The sequence below is a fragment of the Streptomyces sp. NPDC088745 genome (assembly GCF_044751045.1).
GTDB lineage: Bacteria > Actinomycetota > Actinomycetes > Streptomycetales > Streptomycetaceae > Streptomyces > Streptomyces cremeus.
Genome location: NZ_JBIVLB010000016.1, coordinates 27,706 through 51,039 on the forward strand (window position 1 = coordinate 27,706; position 23,334 = coordinate 51,039).

At 67.9% G+C, this 23,334-nt stretch carries 25 protein-coding genes; 1 reads left to right on the forward strand and 24 read right to left on the reverse strand.

Annotated features, from left to right (window positions below):
• Positions 1-992: 992 nt before the first annotated feature.
• The 17 genes from ACIP93_RS31135 to ACIP93_RS31215 all read right to left on the reverse strand — a co-directional run bounded on the left by ACIP93_RS31135 (position 993) and on the right by ACIP93_RS31215 (position 13,432).
• Positions 993-1,403, reverse strand: a complete 411-nt coding sequence (locus ACIP93_RS31135) for a hypothetical protein (protein ID WP_401764188.1) — start codon at positions 1,401-1,403, stop codon at positions 993-995.
• 100 nt (positions 1,404-1,503) lie between these two features.
• A complete protein-coding gene (locus ACIP93_RS31140) occupies positions 1,504-1,764 on the reverse strand; it encodes a hypothetical protein (RefSeq protein WP_401764191.1) in 261 nt (86 codons plus the stop codon).
• 238 nt (positions 1,765-2,002) lie between these two features.
• Complete coding sequence (locus tag ACIP93_RS31145) at positions 2,003-2,740, reverse strand: hypothetical protein (protein ID WP_401764195.1); 738 nt, start codon at positions 2,738-2,740, stop codon at positions 2,003-2,005.
• 342 nt (positions 2,741-3,082) lie between these two features.
• Positions 3,083-3,550, reverse strand: coding sequence for a hypothetical protein (locus ACIP93_RS31150; RefSeq protein WP_401764198.1), 468 nt, complete (start codon positions 3,548-3,550; stop codon positions 3,083-3,085).
• A 47-nt stretch (positions 3,551-3,597) separates the two neighbouring features.
• Positions 3,598-3,873 (reverse strand): hypothetical protein, encoded by a 276-nt coding sequence (locus ACIP93_RS31155; RefSeq protein WP_401764200.1) that lies wholly within the window; start codon positions 3,871-3,873, stop codon positions 3,598-3,600.
• A 288-nt stretch (positions 3,874-4,161) separates the two neighbouring features.
• Positions 4,162-5,088, reverse strand: a complete 927-nt coding sequence (locus ACIP93_RS31160) for a hypothetical protein (protein WP_401764203.1) — start codon at positions 5,086-5,088, stop codon at positions 4,162-4,164.
• 162 nt (positions 5,089-5,250) lie between these two features.
• Positions 5,251-5,601: a hypothetical protein gene (locus ACIP93_RS31165; protein ID WP_401764206.1), complete on the reverse strand. Its 351-nt coding sequence runs from the start codon at positions 5,599-5,601 to the stop codon at positions 5,251-5,253.
• Positions 5,598-5,894 (reverse strand): hypothetical protein, encoded by a 297-nt coding sequence (locus ACIP93_RS31170; RefSeq protein ID WP_401764209.1) that lies wholly within the window; start codon positions 5,892-5,894, stop codon positions 5,598-5,600. Before ACIP93_RS31170 ends, ACIP93_RS31165 begins: the two co-directional genes overlap by 4 nt.
• Before the next feature lie 178 nt (positions 5,895-6,072).
• Complete coding sequence (locus tag ACIP93_RS31175; protein ID WP_401764212.1) at positions 6,073-6,828, reverse strand: hypothetical protein; 756 nt, start codon at positions 6,826-6,828, stop codon at positions 6,073-6,075.
• Positions 6,829-7,042: 214 nt separating this feature from the next.
• Positions 7,043-7,738, reverse strand: coding sequence for a hypothetical protein (locus ACIP93_RS31180; RefSeq protein WP_401764214.1), 696 nt, complete (start codon positions 7,736-7,738; stop codon positions 7,043-7,045).
• A 78-nt stretch (positions 7,739-7,816) separates the two neighbouring features.
• A complete protein-coding gene (locus ACIP93_RS31185) occupies positions 7,817-8,134 on the reverse strand; it encodes a hypothetical protein (protein ID WP_401764217.1) in 318 nt (105 codons plus the stop codon).
• A gap of 447 nt (positions 8,135-8,581) precedes the next feature.
• Positions 8,582-8,824 carry a hypothetical protein gene (locus ACIP93_RS31190; protein ID WP_401764220.1) on the reverse strand — a complete coding sequence of 81 codons (243 nt, stop codon included), beginning with the start codon at positions 8,822-8,824 and terminating at the stop codon, positions 8,582-8,584.
• Positions 8,825-9,199: 375 nt separating this feature from the next.
• A complete protein-coding gene (locus ACIP93_RS31195) occupies positions 9,200-9,754 on the reverse strand; it encodes an HAD domain-containing protein (RefSeq protein WP_401764223.1) in 555 nt (184 codons plus the stop codon).
• A 19-nt stretch (positions 9,755-9,773) separates the two neighbouring features.
• Complete coding sequence (locus ACIP93_RS31200; protein ID WP_351866698.1) at positions 9,774-9,908, reverse strand: hypothetical protein; 135 nt, start codon at positions 9,906-9,908, stop codon at positions 9,774-9,776.
• A gap of 230 nt (positions 9,909-10,138) precedes the next feature.
• Positions 10,139-10,537 carry a hypothetical protein gene (locus tag ACIP93_RS31205; protein ID WP_401764227.1) on the reverse strand — a complete coding sequence of 133 codons (399 nt, stop codon included), beginning with the start codon at positions 10,535-10,537 and terminating at the stop codon, positions 10,139-10,141.
• A 437-nt stretch (positions 10,538-10,974) separates the two neighbouring features.
• Positions 10,975-11,775: a hypothetical protein gene (locus ACIP93_RS31210; protein WP_401764230.1), complete on the reverse strand. Its 801-nt coding sequence runs from the start codon at positions 11,773-11,775 to the stop codon at positions 10,975-10,977.
• Positions 11,776-12,568: 793 nt separating this feature from the next.
• Positions 12,569-13,432 (reverse strand): hypothetical protein, encoded by an 864-nt coding sequence (locus ACIP93_RS31215; protein WP_401764233.1) that lies wholly within the window; start codon positions 13,430-13,432, stop codon positions 12,569-12,571.
• Positions 13,433-13,706: 274 nt separating this feature from the next.
• On the opposite strand from ACIP93_RS31215, the gene ACIP93_RS31220 reads away from it, so the two are divergent.
• A protein-coding gene (locus ACIP93_RS31220) for an IS5 family transposase (RefSeq protein ID WP_401764236.1) occupies positions 13,707-14,515 on the forward strand; the annotation gives its coding sequence in 2 pieces (ribosomal slippage) (positions 13,707-14,054 and positions 14,057-14,515; 807 coding nt in all).
• Positions 14,516-14,551: 36 nt separating this feature from the next.
• Here ACIP93_RS31220 and ACIP93_RS31225 read toward each other — a convergent pair.
• From ACIP93_RS31225 to ACIP93_RS31255, 7 genes are all read right to left on the reverse strand, one after another.
• On the reverse strand, positions 14,552-15,016 hold the full coding sequence (locus ACIP93_RS31225; protein ID WP_401764238.1) for a hypothetical protein: 465 nt from the start codon (positions 15,014-15,016) through the stop codon (positions 14,552-14,554).
• A gap of 346 nt (positions 15,017-15,362) precedes the next feature.
• Complete coding sequence (locus tag ACIP93_RS31230) at positions 15,363-15,923, reverse strand: hypothetical protein (RefSeq protein ID WP_401764241.1); 561 nt, start codon at positions 15,921-15,923, stop codon at positions 15,363-15,365.
• A gap of 370 nt (positions 15,924-16,293) precedes the next feature.
• Positions 16,294-16,593, reverse strand: a complete 300-nt coding sequence (locus ACIP93_RS31235; protein ID WP_401764244.1) for a hypothetical protein — start codon at positions 16,591-16,593, stop codon at positions 16,294-16,296.
• A complete protein-coding gene (locus tag ACIP93_RS31240; RefSeq protein ID WP_401764246.1) occupies positions 16,590-16,955 on the reverse strand; it encodes a hypothetical protein in 366 nt (121 codons plus the stop codon). The genes ACIP93_RS31235 and ACIP93_RS31240 overlap by 4 nt, the downstream gene beginning before the upstream one ends.
• A gap of 424 nt (positions 16,956-17,379) precedes the next feature.
• Entirely contained in the window at positions 17,380-18,018 is a 639-nt protein-coding gene (locus ACIP93_RS31245; protein ID WP_401764249.1) for a hypothetical protein, read from the reverse strand.
• A complete protein-coding gene (locus ACIP93_RS31250) occupies positions 18,018-19,241 on the reverse strand; it encodes a ParA family protein (protein ID WP_401764251.1) in 1,224 nt (407 codons plus the stop codon). Before ACIP93_RS31250 ends, ACIP93_RS31245 begins: the two co-directional genes overlap by 1 nt.
• A gap of 2,787 nt (positions 19,242-22,028) precedes the next feature.
• The gene (locus ACIP93_RS31255) at positions 22,029-22,766 is read right to left on the reverse strand and encodes a hypothetical protein (protein ID WP_401764253.1); all 738 of its coding nucleotides are present in this window, start codon (positions 22,764-22,766) and stop codon (positions 22,029-22,031) included.
• Positions 22,767-23,334 lie beyond the last annotated feature (568 nt).

Below are 23,334 nucleotides of genomic sequence, written 5' to 3' on the forward strand. Positions count from 1 at the left end.
TTTTTGTTTTTGTTGTTGATATGTGTGTGGTGGGCGGTGGGGGGGTGGGTGCCCTGGGGTAAAAGTGGGGGGGTTTTTTTGTTTTTTTTGGGGGGGGGGTTTTTTTAACAACCGGTTTTTGGGGCCCGTTTTCCTTGGGGGCCCCGCAACAGCGGGTTGGTTCCATGCCGGCCGCCGGACAGCACCTGCACTTGGGCGCGTAGGGGTGCGCCCCTCCTGAACACGGTGCCCCTCGGTGGGCACCCCTTCGGTGAAGAGGGCGCGCCCTTTCCCCCCTGGGCAGCCACGACCGAGGACGAGCGGACCATGACCAGCCGGGGCCCAGACATGGCTGACGCCGGTACCCAGAGCGCTCTCGATACCGGCGTCAATCCTCTACGACGCTCGATCAGGCCATGACGGAGCGCTTCCTGCTGGCCTTACCGTAACGACCCAACCAGCGGGATGGCCAGCGCCCCCTTGCGGCTCCGATGATCTACGCCGCCCGAGCCTCAGCAGCGGCAAGCCCCGGCCGGACCTAACCGCCCCCATGGGTGCACCGCTGCGCCCCGGTCGGCCTGTTCTCTGCTGGCCTTCACCAACGCGGTGGCCCGGTGGGCGGGCGTGGAAAGCAGATCGGCCGGAACGCAGTAACGGCTGTCTCGCTGCCTGGTCGTGATCAAAATGGCCCGGCGGGAGGTGACCAGGTCGGCATAGCGCGCGGGCGGCAACGCCAGGACGTATCAGCACCGAGTACGGATGGGCAGCGTGAACGGTATGCACTGCCTGTACGTAACCACCGTGCTTACAGGGGTTTCCGGATGGAGGGAATCCAGTGAGTTTCGCTCAAGCGCCTCCAGGCCGGCCGCCCCTGTAGAAGCGGCCGACGCCGACGGATGCCGAGGCAGGACAGGTGGCGAGGATGGAGTGGGTCCCTGACGGATCGCTCGGCAGTTGCACAGCGGTGCCGGGCGCCGGCGAGAGCTTGCTGGCCATCGCCCGGCACCATGCCGTCACGACAGGGCGGCCACCACGGCATCCAGATCGACGACTTGCAGCCCGGTTGTTGGGTCTCGCACCCAGAGCGTCGGCAGCAGTTCCTCGACGTCCTGTCCGAGGTGAGTGCACCAGCCTTCGAGGTCCGATCGGGCGTCGTCGTCCAGACACGCCCGCCAGCGGCCTGCCTGCTCGGATTCCTGAAGCCAGACCCGCCCGGCCTCTGTCCGGCCCGTGTAGGTCTTCATGCTGACCGTGAAGCCCAGCTGGAGGTATCGAGCTGCCGGATGGTCAGCGCGGATGCGGGCGGTGATGAGGCCGAGGCTGGCCAGAGCAAGTCGTGCCCGAGCATGCCGGACCTGCTCGGCGTCATGCTCTACCGCGGCAAGGAGAGCGTCTGTGTCGAGTGGAGCGGGCTGCGAAGGCATGGTGTGGTACTCCTCGTAGGAGATCTGGGCTGCCCGAAGGGCGCTCGGGAGAGTGAGACGGTAGACCGGGGGCCGTCGGGCGACGGCCCCCGGTCTACCGTCAGCTCCAGGTGATCGACTGGCCGGTGCCCTGCGTGCGGCTTGCCAGCGCGTGCAGACGCCGCATCCCAGAGAGCCGCACCGCGCCCTTGGCGCTTCGGTCTGCGGATGCGACGGTCATGGCCGACAGGAGACGGCTGACGAACTGGTCGGCCGGGAGGCTGCGCACCGTGTCGTCGAGGTTCATGCGGCGCAGGATGTTGTCGGCCGCCGCGGTGGTCAGCGTGGTAGACGTGCCGGGCGCGGAGAACGTGGTGTGCATGGCCGATTGGTCCGTTCCGTGAGGGCTGGTGTGATGGCTGCACTGCACCATGAGCTCCCGCAGCGATCGACAGGGCGCGAGTCTGAGCGTCGGAGACGCCGGCCTGCGTTCTATGCCACGGCCGTCGATGTCTGGACAGGTCGACCTGCCGAAGGTGAGCCACCGACCCTTCCCCCGCACGGCACTGGGACCGGTACGGGCTCCGGGCGTAGCGAGGTACGCCCGAAGCCTCCGCCAGTCACTTCCGCAGGCGACGCGTCACGTCCGAGAGGTAGGTTTCCCAGCGCGAGCTGCCGAGAGGCCCGGATATCTCCCGCTTCTGGAGGTCGTACGGGTAGACGCGGACCTCCGCGCTGAACAGGCGGGCCAGCGTGACGACGTCCTCCAGGAGCGCGACCTCGTTCTCCTCTTCCGACGCCCACGCGGGGCGGCAGACCAGGTAGGCCCACTCCCGGCCCTCGCCGAACGGCCACCCTCCGTACCAGCGCAGCTCACCGGAGGGCAGGAAACCCCAGACCTCCTTGAAGTTCTCCCAGTACGCCTCAACGGTCGCCAGAGGGTGCGTTGCGTACCGCTCGCGGTGGATGACCGCGCGCGGCCGGTCGAGCATCCAGGTGATGCCCTGGGTGTTGTTGCCCAGCCCACAGCCATCGAAGTCGTCGACCGGGGCGGTGACCGTCCATACCTCCTCTTCCGTCCAGGGGCCGCCGTCCATGCCCGGGCGCTGGGCGGGCCCGATGCCGCCGACGACGACGGTCTCCGTGCCGTCACCGTTGTCGCGGACGAACGCGGTGTTGGTCGCTCCTTCGTCGTTCAGCGCCCGGAAGCCGGGGCCAGGCGTCCAGGTCGGCGCGTCGGCGAACGCGTCGGGCGGGAAGATGAGCGCCACTCCGACCGTGCCACGATCAGTTCGGTCGGTGGTCTTCCACGACTGGTTGATCGTCCGTTCGATGCGACGGCGAAGGCTGCGCTTCATTGGTCCGCTCCTGGAAGGGGTTGGTGACTCGGTGGCCGGTGCGAGCTGGCAGTGAGGAAGTTACGAGCTCGCCAGGCACGTGCCGAGCTGCCGCGAAACCCACTGTGGGAGCAGGGTTGGAGCTGCGGCCGCGGACCTGATTGGCAGGGGGCAGGCCGAGGTGAGGGCGCCGGCGCAACGGCGGACAGCGTCCGTATCCGCTGCGTGGGGCGCCCAGTGAGCATGTGGCCGGCGGACGCGCGCGTCCGCCCATGCAGATGACGAGAGGCGCACACGCCCGGGCCGGGACGCCCCGGCCCCCGGCAGTGACCAGCGCTCGGCCAGCTACCGGGGCGGAGCCGTTCAGCAGTAGAAACGCCGGGCCCTCAGTGAGCGGGCGACGTACGGCACGGCCGCGTCCTGGTGCCGCTCGGCGACGTGGTGCACCGCCTGGGCCCGGGCTTCTTCTGGGGTGCGCGTGATGCCGCTTCGTGTGCAGTCGTAGGACATGCGCGTGTCGGCGCGGTTCCCGTTGCGGACCGGCACGCTGAACACGTGGACGCCACATGCCCACCCGTGCGGGTGGGAGTGGTTGAAACGGTGCCGGTAGGCGACAGCCAGCGGCCCGGGAGCGCCAGGCTGGGTGAGCCACGCGCTGATGACGTCACCCCGGTCGGGGCTGAGCACGTGCGCGGTGACCAGCCGCCACGACAGGGCGAGGGCGGGCCACCGCTCAGGCGGCAGCGGATGGTCGGTGACCAGCGGAGGAACGGCAGGGAACTCGGGCCAGTCGGCGGGGGCCCCGGGGGGACGGGTGAGGGCGTCGGGCATAGGTGCAGAGCTTTCGGGTCGCGGTCTCAGCGCTGTGTCGCTGCGGTTCAGAGGTACGCCGCCAACGCGGTAATGATGTCGTCCCGTTCGGCGAGCAGGTCGGCGACGTCTTCCTCGATGGCGGAGAGAGTGACGGGGTCCTTGGTCTTCTCGTAGTGACCCTGGATGGCGGCCAGGTCATCCAGCACGCACTCGTAGTCGTAGAAGGAGCGGGGCCTGCCGCCGCTTCCGCTGCTGGTGGCCCCAGCAGCTATCAGGGCACCCGTCAGAGCTGCCGAAAGCCCGGTCCACGGGGCGCTGTAGCAGAGGGTCAGGCAGGCCATGTCGGCTCCTTCGTCTTCGGTGGGCTCGTCGGCGTTCGGCGATGCTGCGCACGGTAGGAGCCAGACAGCGGCTGATCACGTGCCCGCGAAATGGGCGGACGCCGGATCCGGGAGGCGCCGGGACGCTGCCCTCGAGGGCAGCGTCCGAACCGGACAGGGCTGGTTTGCTGACCAGGACGTGCCGGCCTCCCACATCGTGTGTGCGGGGCCAGCCGATCCGGGGATCGACGCCGCTGCGCGCCGACCTGGGCAATGCGATGGGGCGCAGTGCTCAGGTCGGCGCGGAGCCTAGTCACGGACGAGAGCGTCCGGTTCTGCCCTCTCGAATCCGCCCGGACTCGGCCAGACCACGGTGATGTCGTTCCGGCCGCACAGGTCGGCAAGGTCGGGGCGCGGGCGGGACGGAAGGAGCATGACTCGACGCGGGGTCGGGTTGAAGAACCGTCGCATGTCGAGGAGTTCACCGAAGGCTGCGCGTACGTAGGTCCGGGCGACGCTCCCCGCGCACGCGACGATCTCGTTGGTGCTGTGATCGATCAGGTCGACGGGCAGGGGGATGAGCTCACGAGCCGGAGTGACCGTGTGACGGCGAACGTCATGGCCCATCGACCGCAGGTGGGAGCTGTATCCGCGGAGCAGCTGCTCCGCGACGTCCTCCATGAACGTGCGCTCACGTCCCCGTTCGTCGCCCGGCCGGGGGCGGAAGGGAACGTCGAGGTCACGCTCCCGGACGATCGTGTGATGGCTGAGCGGGTCCACGGTGAAGACACCGCTGGGTGGAGGAGTTCCGTCCTCGGGCGCGAGCCGGAAGACGTAGCCGGTGCGGTGAGGCTGGTCCGGGACGCCGATGACCGGCAGCGACGTCCGCACATAGGGGACGTCGCTGTCGAGGCGGTAGGCGCCGAGGTAGTGGACTGAGGGTCCGCGCACCGTGGAGAACAGCCGCAGGGTGCGGCCCTCGTTCTGCGCATGGTCGGCGAGAGCACGGTTGCCGTTCTTGATCGCCTGTTCCCGGTCTCCCTGTCCTTCCCCCTGGAAGTGGTAGTGCTCGCCAGTCCAGCCGTCGTGCTGACTGTCGTGGGCTCCTGGGGACGTGAAGAGGCAGATGTTGGGTGTCGTCTTGCTCGGGCTGATGCGGCCGTGGGGTCGACCGCCGACGAGCTGGTGAAGGTCGGACCGGCTGATGGTGGCGCCGGGACTGAGGGGGAAGGTCATGGCAGGTCCTTGCCTGGGAACGGGGAACGTGTCCGGGACCGTAGGCAAGAAGGTGTCGGTGTCACGACTGCTGGCGAATCGCTCCTGCCCGTGGGCTCAGACCCAGCCGCGTTCGGACAACGAGAGCCGGTCCTGTTCACGGCGTCGGCGGCCGCCGTCTACCTATCCCTGCGGCGCGACGGTGGCAACGTCGTCGGTGTGCCGAGAGCAGAGAAAGCGCAGAGCGCTGCTCACGTAGTCGGCACTGTGCAGGCCGTCGAGGTCTGTCAGGACGGCGGAGCCGGCTGGCTCCGTCGAGGGCGTCAGCGTCCACCTTCTGACGCCCTCGGCGTTGTCCATGGCGACGGTGAACCGTGGGCCATGCGGGCACGTCACCTCGATGTCGTTGAGGAACGACCACACTTCCCAGCCCTGCGGGGCCAGAACCTTGTGCAGGGTGTCGGCCAGCGCGTCCAGCGGGTGCGGGGGCTGCGGAGCGGGGCGCTGCTCAGGGCTGAGGAACCAAGTGCTCATGTCGCGCTCCCGTGACTGCCGATGGCTGCCAGGAGGCGCACTGCCTGACCTGCGGCAACGTGGTCATCAGGGGTGGTCGCTGCGGTGTCGATCACGTCCTGCGGGCGAAGGGGGGTGAAAGCGGCCTCCTGCTCGGTGGGGAAGTCGGCAAGGTCCACGAAGCGGCTGGGGTCGTAGTCGGGGTAGTCGAAGTCCTGCACACAGATGGGGATGACTGTGCCGCTGTTGCTGAGGTAACGGCGGTAGTGGACCTCGCGCTTCCATCTGGCAGGGCCGGTCATGTCGAGCGGCATCGCGGTGCTCCTGATTGGTGATCTCGGTGTGGGTCAGAAGCTACGAGTGACACGGGGAACGATGCGCGGTTCGGCGAGATGAGGTACCGGAGCCTGCTCGCTACCTGCGGCGCAGGCCCGTCGACGCGGACACCTGCGGACTGCTCGGGCGGGCAGCCCCAGCCGCCCGCCCGGGCTGTCACTGTTCGAGCAAGGCCATGCACTTCTCGGCTTCCTCGAACTGCTCCTTGGTGATCAGGCTCGCCGCCTGAAGGCCCAGGAGGTAAGTGCGCAGTCGGCCCTTCGAGGCCAGCCAGCCGCTCAGCGACCCGCTGCCGTCGCTGCCGCCGAAGTCGGCCCAGTACACGAGCTGGTCCCCTGCGATCTTGTTCAGCCGCTCGACCAGCTCACGACGGGACTCTCGCCGTGCCACGATCTGGTCCCATATCGCCTTCGCGGCGGCCCGCTCCTCGCTTTCCTCGGCTTCGGCCGCCTCGTAGGTCCGTTCCCACTCCCCGAAGAGGTGGTGGCCGGTGATCTGCTCTCGCAGGGCATCCATCGGTCCGAGCCGGCCGATCTGGCGCTTCGCAGCGGGGATGTAGAACTGCCTGGAGGGTGCGTCCTTCACCCACGGTTCACCGAGCCGGGCCAGATCGGGCGTCCCGTTCCAGGTCCCGTCAGGCACTGCGACCGGGCGGACTCGTACCGTCCTGGCGCCGGTGGAGACCACTCGCCACACTCGGGTGCCGGCTTCGCGCACGGCGTCGCGCGCGCTGAGGTCCGTCAGCGTGGCCGCATCCGGTCCAGCGCCGAGGGTCACGATGAGGTCGTCGTCCTGGAGCTGCTGCGCTGACGTGACACGGCTGATGCCCGGCGTGGGTGCCGTCGGCCAGAGGTCCAGCCAGACCTGGTGGGTGAGAGCCGCGGCAGCGTCCGACGCCTCGGAGTGGATCACGGGGGTTCCTAGCGGGTGAGGGGGTGAGGTGTTGGCGCAGCGGACGTTAGCGGGCGGCGTGGCGCGCCCCGCGCTCGCGGCGAGTTGAGGCCGGGTCTGCCGGCGGCCGTGCCGTCGCGGGCCTGAAGCCGGCGGACAGGAACGCTGGCTAACAGGTACCGCGCGGGCCCCTCTTTCGGTCAGTACCGGAAGGGGTCCGCGCGGTACCTGCTGGTCAGCGGATGAAGTCGGCTCCGACGATCACGTGGTCCTCGGGCAGGTTGTCGAGGTAGGCGTTGACGCGCTGGTGGTACTCGGCGGCCGCCGTCTCGGGAGCCTGGGGATCCGCCCAGGTCGGGCTGACAAGCCACGTCCCGTCGAGCTGAAGCAGGCTGTTCCCTGTGACGGCCTGGACGCGGGCACGCTCCACGAACGCATCCCGGTCCAATGCGGCCAGGGCCTCCTGATCAGCCCAGGAAAGCCGCGCTTCCGCCAGACTGACGGCGACCTTGATGTGCGGCTGCTCCCTGAAAGCGAGCCCGGCGTACACGAAGTCCTTGGCGTCAGAAAGGTAGTCGGCGAGCGGCCTGACCGGCGGCATGGTGGCTACGGCCTGGGACCAGGCGTCGTGCAGGCGCGCGGCACGATCAGCGGCCCGAGTACGGCACGCGTGCAGGTCGAGAAGGCCGACCGGGCCGCCCGCGTAACGGACGGTGGTGCCGCCGCTGACGCGTATGAGCTGCGGGTGGTTCGGGTCGGCTCCGTTCCGCAGAGGGAAGGTCCCGGCGTACTGGTTCTCGGGGTGGGTGACCAGCACCCGTTCCCAGCCGCCAGGCAGGTCCCAGAGGGTGTCTTCGGCCTCGTTGGCGAGGTCGCTCGCGGTAGCGTCCGGCTGCGGGTCCAGGTGAACGAGGGCGTGCTGACTGGTCACTTACTGCGTCCGTTCGGTCGAGAGTCGCGGGGTCTTTGCCCGCCGCCGGGTACTGCCCGGCGGCGGGCACGGGGCGGGTCAGGCGGTCGGCAGGGCGTGGTGCCGGTACGACAGGCTCCGGAGCGCGGTCGCCACGTCGGCGGTCAGGTCGGCATCCGGGGTCTCCCGCACGGTCTGGGCGGGGACGGTGCGGCGGACCGGCACGAGCGTCCAGGAGATGTCGGTGTAGCTGTAGGCCAGCGGCGTGATGGTGATGCGGTCGCACAGCGGGGTGGTGGCAAGGATGTGGTCGAAGCGCGCGGTGATCGTCCAGCTGCTGCCGAGGACGTTCTGCAGGGCGGTGGCCAGGGTGTCGATGGTGGCCGTCTGCGTGGTCTGCGTGGTGGTCTCGGTCATCGCTTCTCTCCTTCGTGCGGTCAGCCCGTGGCGGCTGGCACGACAGAAGTTAGGTTTTACAGCGGTCTGGCTCGATTTCTCGCGAATCTGCCGCTATGCGGTGACCAGAGCCGAGGCAGACGAGGAGCAGAAAGCCCCAGCTCACAGCCGCAGGCGGGGGCGCGCCGGAGCGGACAGCGAACGGCCGCGTCACCTCCTCGTTCAGCGCTCAGCCCGTCGAGGTCGCACGCCGCCTCTTGGCGGCTCCGATGACCACCTGGAAACGCTGATCCGCTGGCACTGACCGTGCACACGAACACCCGGCACGTCTCGAACGTGGACGTACCGGGTTTGACCATCGCGGGGACGGTGACGGGCACCAGGTAGGCCCAAGCACTCCCCGCTCGGCGCGGGTGGGGGGCGGCGCGAGCGGCCCCGTGTGGATGCCCTGTCAGGGATTGCCGACGGTCAGGCCGCCGACGGCTTCCGGCTGCCCGTCCAACGAGGGTGCGTCATCCGGTGAATCTCCTTACGGCACTTGCGGCACACGTGCGTGTCGATCGACCGCGTACGAGCGAGGCGGCGCAGACGGCGGCTGTGGAAGTCCGCGAGCGGGCGGTGGCTGCCGTAGGTGCGCAGGTGGCCGCTCCTCTGCCACATCGCCGCCGACCAGCCGAACCCGAAACGGACCTGCGCCGGGGTGGGGGGCATCTCGACAAGGGCCCCGCACAGTGCCGGCGAACGCGTCCAATGCCCGCTGTTGTTCTCGTATCCCAGAGGCAGGGCGTGGAGAAGTCCACGCGCGCCGCGGCCACTGTGAAGGAGCGCAGCAGTGTCGCTCTTCGTCATCCCGATCTCCTCGTGCGTTCAGTTCGTGGTGACTGGCACGGCGGAAGTTAGGTGCGCGGGAGGCACCGATCCCATCTCCCGCGAGACGTGGGAACGCGCTCCATGTGCCCGGCGTACTCCGGCCCAAGCCGCGACGATCACGGCCTGGGCCAAAGGCGTTGCCGCCGGCGGACATCTGCTCCCGGGTCGACCGTCGTCATAAGGCGTCGCGCGGTAGCCGTCGGTAGCGCCAGCGGCTCATCGGACTGACCCGGTCGGCTCGGTCAGCGTGTCGGCCCACTGGGCGAGCGCCTCGAAGTCGTCCAAGTCCAGTCCGACGGCAGGGTCGATGTCGTACAGCAGCGCCGCCCCGGTGTGGTGCTCCCGGACGTAGGCTCGGTCGGCTGCGCTGAGCTGGTCATCGAGCCAGACGAACGGGCGGCCAGCGGCGTGACGGATGACGTCGACGGTCTTGAAGTACGTGCCGCCCGGGCCGTACCCGCCCCGGGTACTCCAGGTGACGACGGGTAGCTCGGGCAGGCCGATCCGCGGGCTGACGTACGTGTTCGCCTCGTCCTCCCAGGTTGTGGCCCAGACAAGCTCATACGGAAGGTCGAGGAGTTCCTCTCCGTGGTCCGGGTGCAGCCACACCGCCACGTGGGGGACGTCGCGGGGGCGCAGGTGCGGGTGCTGGTCGATCCAGCAGGTGGGGCGCAGGTAGTGACGGACGAACCCGTGGCCCTCAGAAGCGGGGCCAGACTCGAACGGGTTCAAAACGCCATCGATGTCGATGAAGAGCAGAGGGCGGGACATGATCGCTCCGTTGGCGCGGCTAGTAGGGACGCTCGTACGGGCTCATCCCGTTGGGGCAGGTCGGCGTGCACGGCATACCCACCGGCGCCTGGCAGTCCTCGCACGGCTCCTCGTCGTCGTAGGGCTCGTGGGGCTCGTAGAGCTTCGGCAGCATCGGACTCGATTCCAGAGGTGGGGGCGGGTGCGGTGCTGAAGGTAGATGTGCGGCAGCGCGCTGCCGACTGCCGGCGAATCCTGCTCGCCAGTACGCGAGAGCCGGCAGCCCACGCACGCCGGGCACCAGGTGGCACACGGCCACCCCATGGCGGCAGGCCGCGGCAAGGAGGACAGCAAACGAGAGGGTGCGTCGAGCTCGACGCACCCTCTCGATCTGGAGAAGGTCGGTTACCGCGCGGGGCTCTCCCACGGGCTCGATCCGCGCGTCGGTGCCGTCACTCCCGGCACTTCGACGATCTCGTCGTCTGCGTCCGTCAGGGGCGGGTGCTCCAGGCGGTCCCCCGCGAAGTCGAAGAGGAACACACGGCCATGTCCGTGATAGCCGAACACCTGGTAGTACTCGGCGCTCTCACCAGCGGGCGGACAGGCCGGCGTCCGGCCAGCCGCGCACTGCCACATCGCCACCTCGGGGCAGAGCTCACCGTCGTGGGCGTCGTCAGCCGGGGACTGGACGTGGCCGCACGTCCCGCAGCGGAAGCGCCACTGGGTCCAGTCATCGGAACCGTGAATCCAGCGGCCGTACCGCGACCACACGCCATCGGCGAGCATGGTCCTGGCCGGGGCCACCCTGGTCACTCTCGTGCCGCGCCGAACTTGAGCACGTGCATCGGTGTAGGAGAGGCCTTGGCCGTTCACGAGTTGCTGCCGCGCGGCCCTTTGGACCTTGCGGTTGCGCTGGGGCATGTCCTTGGCTTTCCCGGCTCCCATGCCGCCGACGAAGGCAGAGTCGATCCAACGAGGTCAACGCTGGGTCAGTGACATCCCCGGCCAGGCCGGAACTCCTTGCGGCTGCATCCCGGACGGCATGGGCGCTGACGGGCGTGCCAGGCAGGCGTTGGACTGCCTGCGGGTACGGTAGCCCCCACCTTCTTCCGGGGCGCGCCGCTTGCCCGGCCGGCGTCCGGCACGTCCGGGTGAACGTACCGGACGCCCGTTGACCGCAGCGCGCGCAGCCCGTAGACCCAAGCTGCTGCGCACTGCGGTCACCCTCTGACCGTCTTGGCTCAGTACCCGAGGACCTCGACATGGAGAAGAGCCTCGGCGTACACGTCGTCCGCCATAGTCCCGATGGCGTTCAGGCCTGCCAGGTACGTCCTCAAGCGCCCCTCGCCGGTGAACCACTCGTTGACCTTGGGGCCTCCCCAAGGCTCGTACCATCCGACCAGTTCCTCACCGGCGGCCTCGTTCAAGCTGCGGACCGCTTCACGCTGCGGACGCACCTGCTCCGCACGCCTCTCGTGCTCTGCCTTCCAGGCCGCGTTCGCCTCGTCCGCCTCAATCCTGGCGGCGGCGTGCGAAGCCTTCCACTGCTCGAACTGCGGGTGCTCGGCGATGCGCTCGCGCAGGTCGGTCACCGCGCCCAGGCGCCCGATCTGCCGACGCGTCGTGTTCAACCTCAGCGTCCGCTCGGCCGCGTCCTTGCGGGGCGTGCCGAAGCGGGAGATGACGCACGAACTCCAGTAGCCCGTGGGCTTGGTGCACTCGACGACGGTCAGCGTGCGTGCCGTCTTGGACGTCACCCGGGCTATGACAGCTTCCTGGCAGAAGACGGCCTCACGAGCGGTCCACATTCCCAGGAGGTCGAACAGAGTACGGCTGGTCTCGTCGTAGATCAGCACCAAGTCATCGACCTCTACCTCGGATGCCGAGGCGACCTGGGTGAGCCGGTCCTTCTGCAGAGGCCTGTCGTCCGGGTGGCGACGGGCCCACGTGGGCTTGAGGTCGTCGGCGTGCGGCCACAGCTCGCTGACGATCTGCGAAGCGAGCTGACCAGCCTGCACGCGGGCGGAGTTGGGGACGTTCATGGGGTTCCTTCCGGTTCTGAGCGCCTCGGTAGGCGCCGTGACGAGGTGGAAGGTAGGTACGTCGGCCAGCAAAGCCGCAGGTCGCGCGAACCCTGCCGGGCACGGGCGGAGGCGGCATGGTCACCGCAGAAGCGGGGGCGTTCGAGCCTCGGAAGCCATCTGACCAGGGGTTTCGAGCAAGGTGGTGCAGTGCCTCTGAACTGGCGGTTTCCTCTGTACGAGGCCGTGCCTGAGGTCTCCCGCGGCCGTCGACGCGTCGTGCGGCACCTAGCTGTACGGCCAGCAACAGGCTTCCCCACCTGAAGTAGCTCGAGGGATCGCGGATCCCGGCCGCGGCATGCGACCGCGGCCGCACTTCCGTGGGAGATCCGACCGTCGACGTACGCCCGGCGGCAGGAACGTCAAAGCGGCGGTGCGAAGGACCGAGCGGCGCCGGGGGGGGAGGGCGCACGCTGGCTGGTTCGCACCGCCGCGTTCGGGGCCTGGTCCAAGTCCGGGCGGAAGAAGACCAGGAGGATGTGCCGGGATCTGCTCCGCCCGGTCCGTCCGGGCGGCCCAACAGGAGTGAAGTTAGCCCTGCGGGACGCACGACCCCAGCTCTCGCGAATCTGCTGGCTGGGCGATCGGCTCGTACCCACTCCCGACAGGCAGCCGGCAGCGCCGCGGTGCTGCCGGCGTGGACAGCGCCGGTCACCAGAAGTACACACGGGAGCTCCCCGGTGCAGCACACACAAGCGGCCCCACCGGACCGTTGGAACCGGTCCGGTGGGGCCGCTGGGAGGGGTTGGTGCTGTTACTGCCGCGCGGGAAGCAAGCCGGCGATGGCCAGCTGGTCCCGAACGAGGTCGTACTCGTCGTCGGTGAACCTGCCCAGCGCGTGCAGTCCCGCCAGGTGCACGCGCAGGTTAACCGCGTCCTGCAGGAAGCGGTGCTGATACCCGAACACGACCTGCCCCCCGGCGTCCATGCAGAACAGATCGGAGCCGAGGGCCCGGTTGACGATGTCACCGATCTTCCGGAGCGCCTCCTGCCGCCTCGCTTCGTCGGCCTGTCGCTTCATGGCCGCTTCCTGCGCACCCCGCTGGACGTCCTTGGCGTTCTCGTACTCCTGCTTCCACTCGTTGAACAGGGCATGCTCCCTGATCCGCTGCCGGATCTCCTCCACGGTCCCGAGACGGCCGATACGACGGGTCTTGGTCTTCAGCGTGAGCGTCGTGGGGACGGAGTCGTAGGCCCGGTCAGCGAAGTTGGCCAGGTCACACTCCCAGCCATCGGCGGGCGTCGGGACCGTGACGACGGAGATGGTCTTGGCTGCGGTGGAAACGACCCGCGCCACCTTGAGGGTGACGTGACCGAGCCCCATCACTTCCCGGCCGGTCAGGACTCCCAGAATGTCGTAGGCGGCGTGGGAGGACCCCGCCGTATCGATGACGACCACGAGGTCGTCGGCCTTCACGTCAGTGGTCTCGGAGACGGCCGGAATGCGGACCTCTTCCTCCGGCACGGCTCCGAGCATGATCCGGCTGTGAGGGGTGTCTCGCGGCACGGAATCGTCGGGCCACAGGTCCAGCCACAGACGGGAAGAGATCCGGTTGACCTCGTGGTACGCCTGACGCAGCTTGTGTCCGTATGCCGGATCGTTCAGCAGGCTCTGCATATGCGGTACTCCTTCGAACGGGGCCACGGTCCGGTCGCCGTGGCCTGCCGTCCCGAAAGCTAGAAGCGGCCGGCTGCAAGTCAGCACTCGCGGCGAATCCTCTACCACTGCCTCGTCACAGCCCTCCCTCAGCTGAGCCATTGGGGTTATGCGTCTCCGCCGGCCCCCGTCCCGCCGCGTCCAGCACCTCCAGGGCCGGACAGTCCCCGCGCGCTGCGCGACCGGCAGCTCTAAGACGTCGTTTCTTATGGCGTGGGCGCTCGTTGGTCTGTGCATGACGGATCTGGTTGAGCGGTTGGTGCCGGATGAGTTGTGGGTGCTGTTCCGGCGGGTGGTGCCGCCCACGGAGGTGAGGCGTCCGCAGGGCGGGGGCCGTCGTCGGGCTGGTGACCGTGAGGTTCTGGCGGCGGTGGTCTTCGTGGCTACCTCGGGCTGTACGTGGAGGCAGCTTCCGCCGGTGTTCGGCCCGGCCTGGCAGACGGTCTACCGGCGGTTCGCCCAGTGGAGCGCGGACCGGGTCTGGGCCCGTCTCCACCGCGTGGTCCTGGACGAACTCGGGGCGCGGGGTGAGCTGGACTGGTCGCGGTGCGCGATCGACTCCGTCAGCGTCCGGGCGGCAAAAGGGGGCTTCTGACGGGACCGAATCCGACCGACCGAGGCAAGTTGGGATCGAAAATCCATCTGGTCACCGACCGGAACGGACTGCCGCTCTCACTGGGCATCTCCGGTGCCAACATGCACGACAGCCAGGCACTGGAACTGCTCATCCGCGGAATCCCACCCATCCGTTCCCGTCGCGGCCCGCGCCGCAGGCGGCCGGCGAAGCTGCATGCGGACAAGGGCTACGACTACAACCACCTGCGACGGTGGCTCCGTTCACGCGGCATACGCCACCGCATCGCCCGCAAGGGAGTCGAGTCCTCCACTCGGCTCGGCCGCCACCGTTGGGTCGTCGAACGAACCGTGTCCTGGCTGGCCGGCTTCCGACGCCTCCACCGCCGCTACGAACGCAAGCCCGAGCATTTCCTTGCTTTCGTTGGCATAGCGGCCCTGCGCATCTGCTTCCGGCGGCTGACGTTCTGAGCCCGGGAGTTCGGGCAGGGCGGTGATCCTGAACCGTCAAAGCCCTGACGGGCTGCCGGAAAGCCAGTGGGCGTGCCTGTCGCGGGTCCGATCCCGTTCCTCAGGCGTGGTGAGGAAGACGTCGGCGCCCCCGTCGTAGGGGTAGTGAATGCGCCGCATCTGAGTGTCGGTGACGAAGACTCCCGCCACCTTGTCGTCGGCGATGTCGCGGAGCAGATCGTCGAGGCAGCCATGTCGCCAGGGTCGGCGGGCGGCAAAAAGATGGCAGTAGGTGCGGAACTCCGCGTCAGGGTCGTCCTCCACCAGCAGGCTCTGCCAGTAGCCAGCACCAGGCTGGAACGGTGGAACCTCGGCTTCGGTCGTCCAGACCGGTGTGATCACGTACACATCCCCACCGGCAAACAACTCATCGAGGATTGTGTTGTACCGCCCCAGGACAATGGCGTACTCGGTCTCGTCCTTCGCGTATCGCTTCGACTCCGGCAGGCTGTGGAAGCGCACCCAGACATCCCGGTAGGGGCCGCGGAGCTTGTACCCAACCGGCGGGCAGTCGGGCCAACGCCGCTGCCACAGGTCCGTCAAGACCGTCCCTACGCCTCCAAACACCTGCCTCACTCGTCCTCTCGGGCATGAGTTCCTGTCGACGACCATGATGCCCGGCACCTACACACCAAGAGAAACGACTTCTAAGCACTACGCGCAGATCGCTACACGCCAAAAGGGCCCCAAGGCGCCCGGACCACCGCTGCAAAATGCTGCGTTGATGGGAGGCGCGCAACGGCCGAGTGGCGGCGCCCGATCCCACGGATCTCGGGCGCCGCCACTCAGCCTGCGGCCAACCACGCGTCTACAGAGCGGCGTTGATGACCTCGGGGCCGTAGACCGCTTCCAGGCGACGGAGGGCTTTGTCCCTCTCCTTCAAGACGTAATCGGTCCGCTCGTACGGGTCCAGCTCCAGGTCAGCTCCGGCAGCCCACAGAGGGCCGACCACCGCGGCGATCTCTGCCGCAGCAGCGGCCCAGTCCGCATGGGCGTTTGCCGGAACGTCCAGGAAGAGCAGAGTCGGATGCGGCTGGTACGGGCCGTGCAGCAGCTTCCCCGTCTTCCGGGCCAGCTCGTCTGCTCGGCTGCGGAGGTCCTCATTCGGGCACCGCCCGGTGATGAACTGTTCCCTCACCTCGATGCCGACCTCCGTCAACTCGGCCACCCGCTCAGCCGAGTACTGGAAGTCCCGGTGCATGCGGGCGCACGTGTCCTCCTCGGGGAACCGGCTGACGACTTGGCCGTCACGCCACTCGTACCCGGCGCCGAGCACTACGAGGATCTGGTGCAGAGCTTCCGTGCGGTGCGGGTAGCCGCACGGGTAGCGCTCGATCAGCTGACGAACGGTTTCGTTGACGCTGGCCATGGGTGTGGGCTCCTGGAGTCCTTGGTGCAGGGCGGTGTGCGGGGAAACAGCGGCAGGTTCAGCGTCGTCGCTGGTCTGTCGCGTTGACAGGTAAGCACCGCGTCGGTGTCGACCCCAGAAGTGGCGAGTTGCCGTATGAGGTGCTGGCCGGCGGCGGGCAGCAAGGCTCAAGCTCAGGCTCCGTGCGGTCTTCGGATGGTGCGGACAGCAGGGCTCACGATGGAGGCCCGCGGTCGAGCGCCCGAAACGAACTGCCGCCCCGCACCGTGAGGGGGTCACGGTGCGGGGCGGCAGTCGTCGACCGGCTGAGGGGTAGGCCGGTCGACGGTGCCGCGCCCGCAGGGGGATGCGGGCGCGGCTGGCAAGGAGGTCAGGTCGTGAAGATCAGCGTAGGAAACCGGCGCTCGATCAAGCGCCAGGCCCACGAGGAGACCTGGGTAGCTTGCTGGGGTTCGACTCCAGACTCCCAGCGCAGAGCGCCGGTCAGGCCGTACATGATCAGCACAGCCCGGATGGCACCTTCGATCTGTTCCTGGGTCAGGTCGACGGGCAGGGAGTCCGTGTGACCGCCGTAGGCGTAGCAGAGCAGCGCGTGCACGTCGTTGGGGCCGAGAGCGAGCGGGCCGACGTCCAGCCGCAGCCGGTGGTCAGCGCCGACGGTGGCGGTCACAGCGCTGCCTGCACTTCGATGCTGGCGGGCAGAGTGACAGTGACGTCCACCCGGATGCCCTTCCACTGCGCGACCACGGTGTGCGTGCGCACGAGACGTCCGTACATCTCCACCGGGGCACAGCTCGTGATCTCGCCGCCCAGTGCCTTCACGTACGCCTGGAAAGCCTCCACCGTCTCGTGCTCACGCTGGAGGTACCCATACAGCGCCCGGTCGTCCTCCGGCTGCGGGATCGGAATCGACCAGTGCGGCGTCGGCAGGTCCGGGAACTCGGTGAGGAGCTGCGACAGAGCGAACGCGACGGCACGCTGGTGGCCCGCCGGGGTGGTCTCCCTGATCATCTCGGTGTACGCGGTGGTCATCGCTGCTCCTTGGGTCGTTCCGTTGCTGACGACCCAGAAGGTAGGAAGCGAAGCGGCCACAGTCCCGCTCCCGCGAATCCGCTCCGCATCACAACGTTGGGCGCGGACGTAGGGCTTGTGCGGGGGCCGCAGGCCAACTACAGGCTCCAGCCCTATATATAAGGAGAGAAGGGGGGGGGGGGGGGGGGGGCCCCCGGCCCGCCCCCCCCCCCCCCCCCCCCCCCCCGCCGCCCGGCCCCCCCCCCCCCACGACACCGCCCCCCCCCACGGGGGGGGGGGGGGGGGGGGGGGGGGGGGGGGGCCCCCCCCCCAAACACCCCCCCCCCACCAGGGGCCCCCCCGGGGCGGGGCCCCCGGCCCCCCCCCCCCCCCCCCCCCTTCCCCGCTGCCCAGACAGCCGGACAGCTCGTTCACTCCGGAGCCTCTACTCCCCCTCGTCCGCCTGGTGTCGTACCCGACGTCCGTCAGGCGGCAGTAGCTCCAGGCCAGCCTCCAGGTCCATCTCCAAGTACTTCATGCCCGCACTCAGCAGCATCGTCATCCACGCACCTGACGACGGCTTCCCATGGGCCCTCGTCCAGGCCCTGTTGCCCTTGATGAAGTCGATGCGCGCGTCGTCCACTTGCTCAACCACGGTCGGCGCCAGGTACACCGTGGTCTTCTCCAGCGCTTCATACTCTGCACCTGGAGGGGTTACCGCACCTGTGGAAGAGGGCTCCGTCCTCCTCGGCGCGGCCTTCTTGGCTGCAGTCTTCTTGGCCGGCTTGGCCGCCTTCCCCTTACCCCCACTGCCCGCGACGCCTTCAGCCGGCGCTTTCGAAGTACCTTCGCCTTCCTCGGCGTGCTGCTCCTCGGCCTGCTGCTCCTCTGCGTGCTGAGCACCGGCGCCGCTGTCACCGTCTTCGTCCCGCGCATTCGGGATACCGCTCGTCGACGCGGCGTCACCGGCTCCTGAAGCACCCTGTGCAGAGGAATCCGGCGGTGGCTGAAAGGCGGACAGAAAGTCAGGAGTGCCACTGCGCGGCGCCGACGTTTCCACCGAAGGGACAAGTCCGCTGCTCATCAGGCCTCAACCTCTGCCTTCGCCGGGTCGTTGCTCGTCGGCTGCTGAGGAAGCAAGGACTGCTGCTTCAGGTAGGCGACCTCGGGGCCAGCCACCGGAGTCGGCCAGACACCCTCGATGCCCTCAAGGTTCTGGCTCCCCAGGTGCTCCAATGCACGTGCCAAGCACGGAGCCTGCGTGAGCTGCAGCAGCTTCAGGGCCTGCTGAACCAGGAAGGGCACAACGGGCAGCACGTTCCGCTTGACGTTGTGCTTGTCCAGGCCGCTGACCCCCTTCGTCTGTCCGATGATCTTCAAATGCCCGGACATGGGCATCTGACCTTCCTTGGCGCTGTTGAAGAACGTGCTCAGCGGCATCGTCGGCGGCCAGAAGCCTGCGAGCTCGCCGGCGAACTCCTGAAGCCCTCCCGAGCCTCCCGCCACCGAAACAACGCCACTCGGCTCATCCGGATTCGTTCGCTCCGCCCGCGACTGGAGCCCCTCGATGATCTGCCCAAGCCGGATCCTGTGGTAGCGCTCGTCCTTGTTGAACTGGTTGACGACGATTCCGGCGATCTTCGTCTTGAAGCGCAGGCCCTTGGTCACCGCGTCGACGAAGTCGAACAGGGTGGTGATGCCCTTCTGACTGAACAGCTCGGGCGCAGTGATCATGAGCATCCACTGCGAGGCGCTCAACGGCATCTGGAGCTTGAGATCGGTGTCAGGGTTGGTGTCGATGAGCACCAGGTCGAAGTGACGCGCGATTCCCTGGAGCGCGTCACAGAGCAGGTGCTCCTTGCCCGGCACAGCCAGATTCTGCAGCGTGATGGACAGCAGCGCGTGCGCCGGCACCACGTAGACCTCCCCGCCGGGCACCAGGGCGCCGCCCTGGTCATACGGGAGCGAGGCGTCAGGCTGCCATTCCGCAGGCGCCTTGATCATGGCCTCATGCAGCTTGGCAGCACCGGTGACGACGTCCATCACCGTCTTGTCCGCAGGCAGCTGCTTGCCCTCCTCATCCACTCCGCCGAGGTAAGCCTCGCACCGAGTCAACGCCTCGATGTTGCACTGCGGATCGAAGCCGATGATGAGAACGCGGGCGCCGAACGTACGCGCAGCCTCGAAGCCGAGGTTGGCAGTCTCGGTGGTCTTACCCACTCCCCCCTTCTGATTGGCCACCGTGACCGTTCGCAAGCGGTCCACGTCGCCCGACCACCACGGCGGCCGCTCGGGCAGCGCGTCCAAGCCGATGAGGCTTGGGAGTGTGCTAAGGGACATCGTCGCCCTTCCTATGCAGGTGTGCTGTCTGTTCTTGGCCTGATCGGTCTCCCGGCCGAACCCCTCAAGAGGAGGACGGCCAGACATCCGTCGAGGGACACCGTATCTAGCCGGACAGCGTTCTCTACGGCGCCTACCGTGAAAGCCGTCTGTTCGTGTCCTGAGTTGCTACATCTGGTACCGAGTGACCGCATATGCGGTAACCACATACTGTCGGTGGTTACCGCTCTTTCACGAGAGGCCGGCCGAGCGAACTAGTGCACGCTTCGCCGTGTCCTCATCGGGAAGGCGTCCGACGGTGTGCAACATGAGGGCGAGGCCCGCCCCAGCTCTGAGGGCTGCTGGCAGGAGCCGCACGCTCGGACAGGCGTCTCCCGCGGGAGACGTTGAGCGCGCCGTCGTACAGATGGACTGAGACCTTGAGGCGGTCGAGTCGCCGGCGAATGCCTTGATGGTGCTGAGGGCAAGGACGCGGGGTGTGGGTTCCTCCGGCAAGGCACGAACAGATAGCCACCTCGGCTCAACAAGTCGCCCGGCCAGACGTTAGGCACGGGTCCCCACCGGCAGGTCGCACTGCCGGCCTTCACAGGTGAAGCCGTCCTTGCCCGACTCGCCGTTCCCACCGCGCGGTAGCGGTAGCAGCGCAGACCGACAATCCGTTGCCGATGCCGGGGCGGACCGTCGGGAAAGACTGCGCCATCAGCAACTACGACTTTCACGTCCTGACCGTGCTACCTCCAGCCACCGCGACTACGGCTATGACGCTCTGGCAGCGGACACAGGACAAACCGACTGTCGGTTTCCACCTTGGGTCTGTCTACACGTTAGGCGCCGTACCACCCACAGTGCGGTGATGTCGCCTCGTACAGCACACGCTGAGGGAACCGACAGTCAGTTGTCACCGTTGAAGCGGACTGTCGGGAAATGCGGTAACCGCCGTGGCTGCGGTATCCAGCCTCAGACGGTGTTCCCTGTAGCCACTGGAAAAACGGTTGCCACGGGGGAGGCAGTTTTCACAGCACTATCTGTCAGTCGGTAGCCACGGGTAGAGCCGTTCTCACCGCGACCGCTGCCTCCACCGAACCACCGTGCTGTCGGCCTGTGCGGCATACACGTTGAAGACCGACTACCGGTTTCCACCCCACCATCGGACTGCCGGATAGACCCGTGGCCACTGCTCCTACGGCTTCCACCTTCCGACCGTGTCCCCAGCATCCACCGCGAAGACGGTTGCCACGGCCTGACAGTGCCCACAGCTCCGACCGACAGTCGGTAGCCACTGCTCAAGCCGTACTCACGGCGACCGCTGTCTCCACCGAACCACCGTGCTGTCGGCCTGTGCGGCATGTACGTCGAAGACGGACTACCGGTTTCCACCTCACCATCGGACTGTCGGATACACCCGTGGATCCCGTGCCTACGGCTTCCACCTTCTGCCCGTGTCCTCCGTAGCCACTGGCAAGAGGGTTGCCACGGCCTGACAGTGCCCACGGCCCCTACCGGCAGTCGGTAGCCACGGAAGGAACCGCGCTCACGGTGACTACTGTCTCCACCGAACCACGGTGCCACCCGTACACACCGCATACACCGCTGAGACTGACAGTTGGTTACCACCCGGGTATCCGACTGTCGGGTAGACCCGTGGCCACTGCTCCTACGGCTTCCACCTTCTGCCCGTGTCCTCGGTAGCCACTGGCAAGACGGCTGCCACGGCCTGACAGTACCCACGGCCCCTACCGGCAGTCGGTAGCCACGGAAGGAACCGCGCTCACGGTGACTACTGTCTCCACCGAACCACGGTGTTGTCAGTGACCCCTGGACACACAGGCGGAACAGCCAGACGGTATCTACGGCTACAACGCTCTGTCGGGAACCGCAGTCCATGCAGTAGGCGCAGCTCTCACGCTCAGTCAGTGTGCTCTGTAGCCACCGGAAGCACGGTTTCCACCGGCCCCCAGTGCCTACGGTGTCCTCCGATAGTCGGTAGCCACGGTCACGTCTGTTTCCACAGCACTCGCCGATTCCACCGAACCACGGCTCTATAGGTTCCAGGGGGCAGACAGTGAACACGGCAGAAACCCTGGATACGTCGGTTAGAAACTGACAGCAGGGACGGTATCCACGGTGGTTACGGCCCTTACCGCCTGTTCGCTTGTACAGAGACCCCGGCATACGCCGCGTCCACCGACTGTCAGGGAGCGCTGCTTCCGCAGGTCCAACGGTCAGTTCACATCCACGGTGAGTGTCTGCACCCGCCTGAAAACCGCGGTAAGCACGGTGGATACCTACAGGCAGTGCCCACCGTTCGCTCCACCTAGAGGTGAGGGCGCACAGCGATACCCGGGGAAACCGACTGTCGGTAACCACGGGGGTTACCAAGCCTCCTCGGCTGGTGCCACCTCTCCTCACTGCGCTCACCTCCTGTCGGTATCCACGGTGGTTACCCACCATCCAGAGCCGCCTCAGCCCTGTGCCCGAATACGCCCGCTTTAGGCGTATATGACGTCTCGGCAGGTTCGAAGTGCTGTCGACGCAACCGACACACTAGCGCCAGGAAGGGCCTTGAGCGCGCTCCTGAAGGCCGAAACCCCGTGCCGGGTCTCCTAGGACCGGCCGCATCTCCAGGAGCCCTCTCAGGGCCCTTCCCGCCGCTCGGGATTCCTGTTGTCCCAGACGGACAACCGTCTCCCATGGGAGACACCTCGGCTGTCCCGCCTAATGCATCACCATCCAACGGCCTCGTACGCGGTCTCCTCACGTCCCCTGAACCGCCCCCTCTGCCTCCCTGAGGTACCTCAGCGCCACCTCATCCGAGGCCGGCGCGACCCCCTCCAGCAGCGCTTGAGTGCGGATGTCTCTGATCACCTGACGCAGATGCGCGGCTGTGCTCGCCTGCTCTGAAGGCGTCTCGTCGTTGCCATCAAGGTGCCAAGCGAGGTCGTCCCACCACTCATCCAAGTCCTCAACTTCAAGGAACGACGACCGCACAGACAACAGATTGAGCGCGGCCTGGCGGACCCGGGCGTGCCCCGAGGTGACCCGCCGGGTCTCCTCCGCGTCCTGGGCCGCCCGTGCCTTCGCCAGGCGGGGAGTGCGCAACTCCCATTTCGTCTGAATCGCCAGGCGCAGCCGCTGCAGTCGAAGCGCAGCACCCCCGCGGGACTCAATGCCCAGAACGACGCCCATCTCCCGGCCCTTGAGCCCGTTTCGGAAGCAGGCCTCGAGTACAGCGACCTCCTGGACGTCGACCAGCTCGCGCAGCCGCCGGATCAATCGGAGACGGTCGAGGCTGTTCTCCCGCAGGGCTACCCGGGCGTCGGCGAGGTGCTGCTCTTCTTCCTTCGTCCGCTTCCTCAGGGACTCCAGGCGGCGCACCGGCCGCTCCAGGACCTCTTCCCGCTCCCGGAGATAGACCAGGACGCCGAAGATGTCCTCCGGCGCGGGGAAGAGCTCCAGGTCGCGATCGCCGGCCTGCCGGTGACGCTTCCTCACACGCTCGACGACAGGTGCTGTAGCGCGATCCCTCAGGGGTTCTGGCGTTCCTCGTGGCATGGCCAACAGCATGCCGGTTTGTCTTCACAGTAATGACACGCCTCTCCGGAAACGCCCCTGGCGGAAAAGCTGACCTCCTCCTGCACATTCGGGCACGCGTGCGACCAGGAGGAGGTTTCTGCAGCTCAAGCGGCTACCCGGACAGCCCGGCCACCGTACTCCCACTCGCTCCGGACAGCCTCCACCACCCAGAGCCGGACAGCCCGCCACCGAACGCCGCCGACCGCTCCCGCCATCCGCAGCCAGCCACGCTCGCAGCAGCCGCCCCTCCTCCCCCCACACCCCCTTCCACCCCTCCGCCCAACACCGCGCCTCTGGTCTCCCCAGGCCCACCGACAAGGCCTGCTGACGGCTGGCCCCGGTGTTCTACGCCTCCGCCATGCCCGGAGCGCCTTGTGGCGCTCCGGGCGGGGGGGGGGGGGGGGGGGGGGGGGGGGGGGGGGGGGGGGGGGCCGCCCCCCCCCCCCCCCCCCCCCCCCCCCCCCCCCCCCCCCCCCCCCCCCCCCCG

Bases quoted from the DNA above. Each gene is read 5' to 3' on its own strand.
- ACIP93_RS31140 (WP_401764191.1), bottom strand. From the start codon at position 1,764: ATGCACACCACGTTCTCCGCGCCCGGCACGTCTACCACGCTGACCACC.
- ACIP93_RS31215 (WP_401764233.1), bottom strand. From the start codon at position 13,432: ATGCAGAGCCTGCTGAACGATCCGGCATACGGACACAAGCTGCGTCAG.
- ACIP93_RS31190 (WP_401764220.1), bottom strand. From the start codon at position 8,824: ATGCCCCCCACCCCGGCGCAGGTCCGTTTCGGGTTCGGCTGGTCGGCG.
- ACIP93_RS31240 (WP_401764246.1), bottom strand. From the start codon at position 16,955: ATGACCACCGCGTACACCGAGATGATCAGGGAGACCACCCCGGCGGGC.
- ACIP93_RS31230 (WP_401764241.1), bottom strand. From the start codon at position 15,923: ATGGCCAGCGTCAACGAAACCGTTCGTCAGCTGATCGAGCGCTACCCG.
- ACIP93_RS31185 (WP_401764217.1), bottom strand. From the start codon at position 8,134: ATGACCGAGACCACCACGCAGACCACGCAGACGGCCACCATCGACACC.
- ACIP93_RS31200 (WP_351866698.1), bottom strand. From the start codon at position 9,908: ATGCTGCCGAAGCTCTACGAGCCCCACGAGCCCTACGACGACGAGGAG.
- ACIP93_RS31145 (WP_401764195.1), bottom strand. From the start codon at position 2,740: ATGAAGCGCAGCCTTCGCCGTCGCATCGAACGGACGATCAACCAGTCG.
- ACIP93_RS31165 (WP_401764206.1), bottom strand. From the start codon at position 5,601: ATGAGCACTTGGTTCCTCAGCCCTGAGCAGCGCCCCGCTCCGCAGCCC.
- ACIP93_RS31195 (WP_401764223.1), bottom strand. From the start codon at position 9,754: ATGTCCCGCCCTCTGCTCTTCATCGACATCGATGGCGTTTTGAACCCG.
- ACIP93_RS31245 (WP_401764249.1), bottom strand. From the start codon at position 18,018: ATGAGCAGCGGACTTGTCCCTTCGGTGGAAACGTCGGCGCCGCGCAGT.
- ACIP93_RS31150 (WP_401764198.1), bottom strand. From the start codon at position 3,550: ATGCCCGACGCCCTCACCCGTCCCCCCGGGGCCCCCGCCGACTGGCCC.
- ACIP93_RS31160 (WP_401764203.1), bottom strand. From the start codon at position 5,088: ATGACCTTCCCCCTCAGTCCCGGCGCCACCATCAGCCGGTCCGACCTT.
- ACIP93_RS31210 (WP_401764230.1), bottom strand. From the start codon at position 11,775: ATGAACGTCCCCAACTCCGCCCGCGTGCAGGCTGGTCAGCTCGCTTCG.
- ACIP93_RS31135 (WP_401764188.1), bottom strand. From the start codon at position 1,403: ATGCCTTCGCAGCCCGCTCCACTCGACACAGACGCTCTCCTTGCCGCG.
- ACIP93_RS31170 (WP_401764209.1), bottom strand. From the start codon at position 5,894: ATGCCGCTCGACATGACCGGCCCTGCCAGATGGAAGCGCGAGGTCCAC.
- ACIP93_RS31155 (WP_401764200.1), bottom strand. From the start codon at position 3,873: ATGGCCTGCCTGACCCTCTGCTACAGCGCCCCGTGGACCGGGCTTTCG.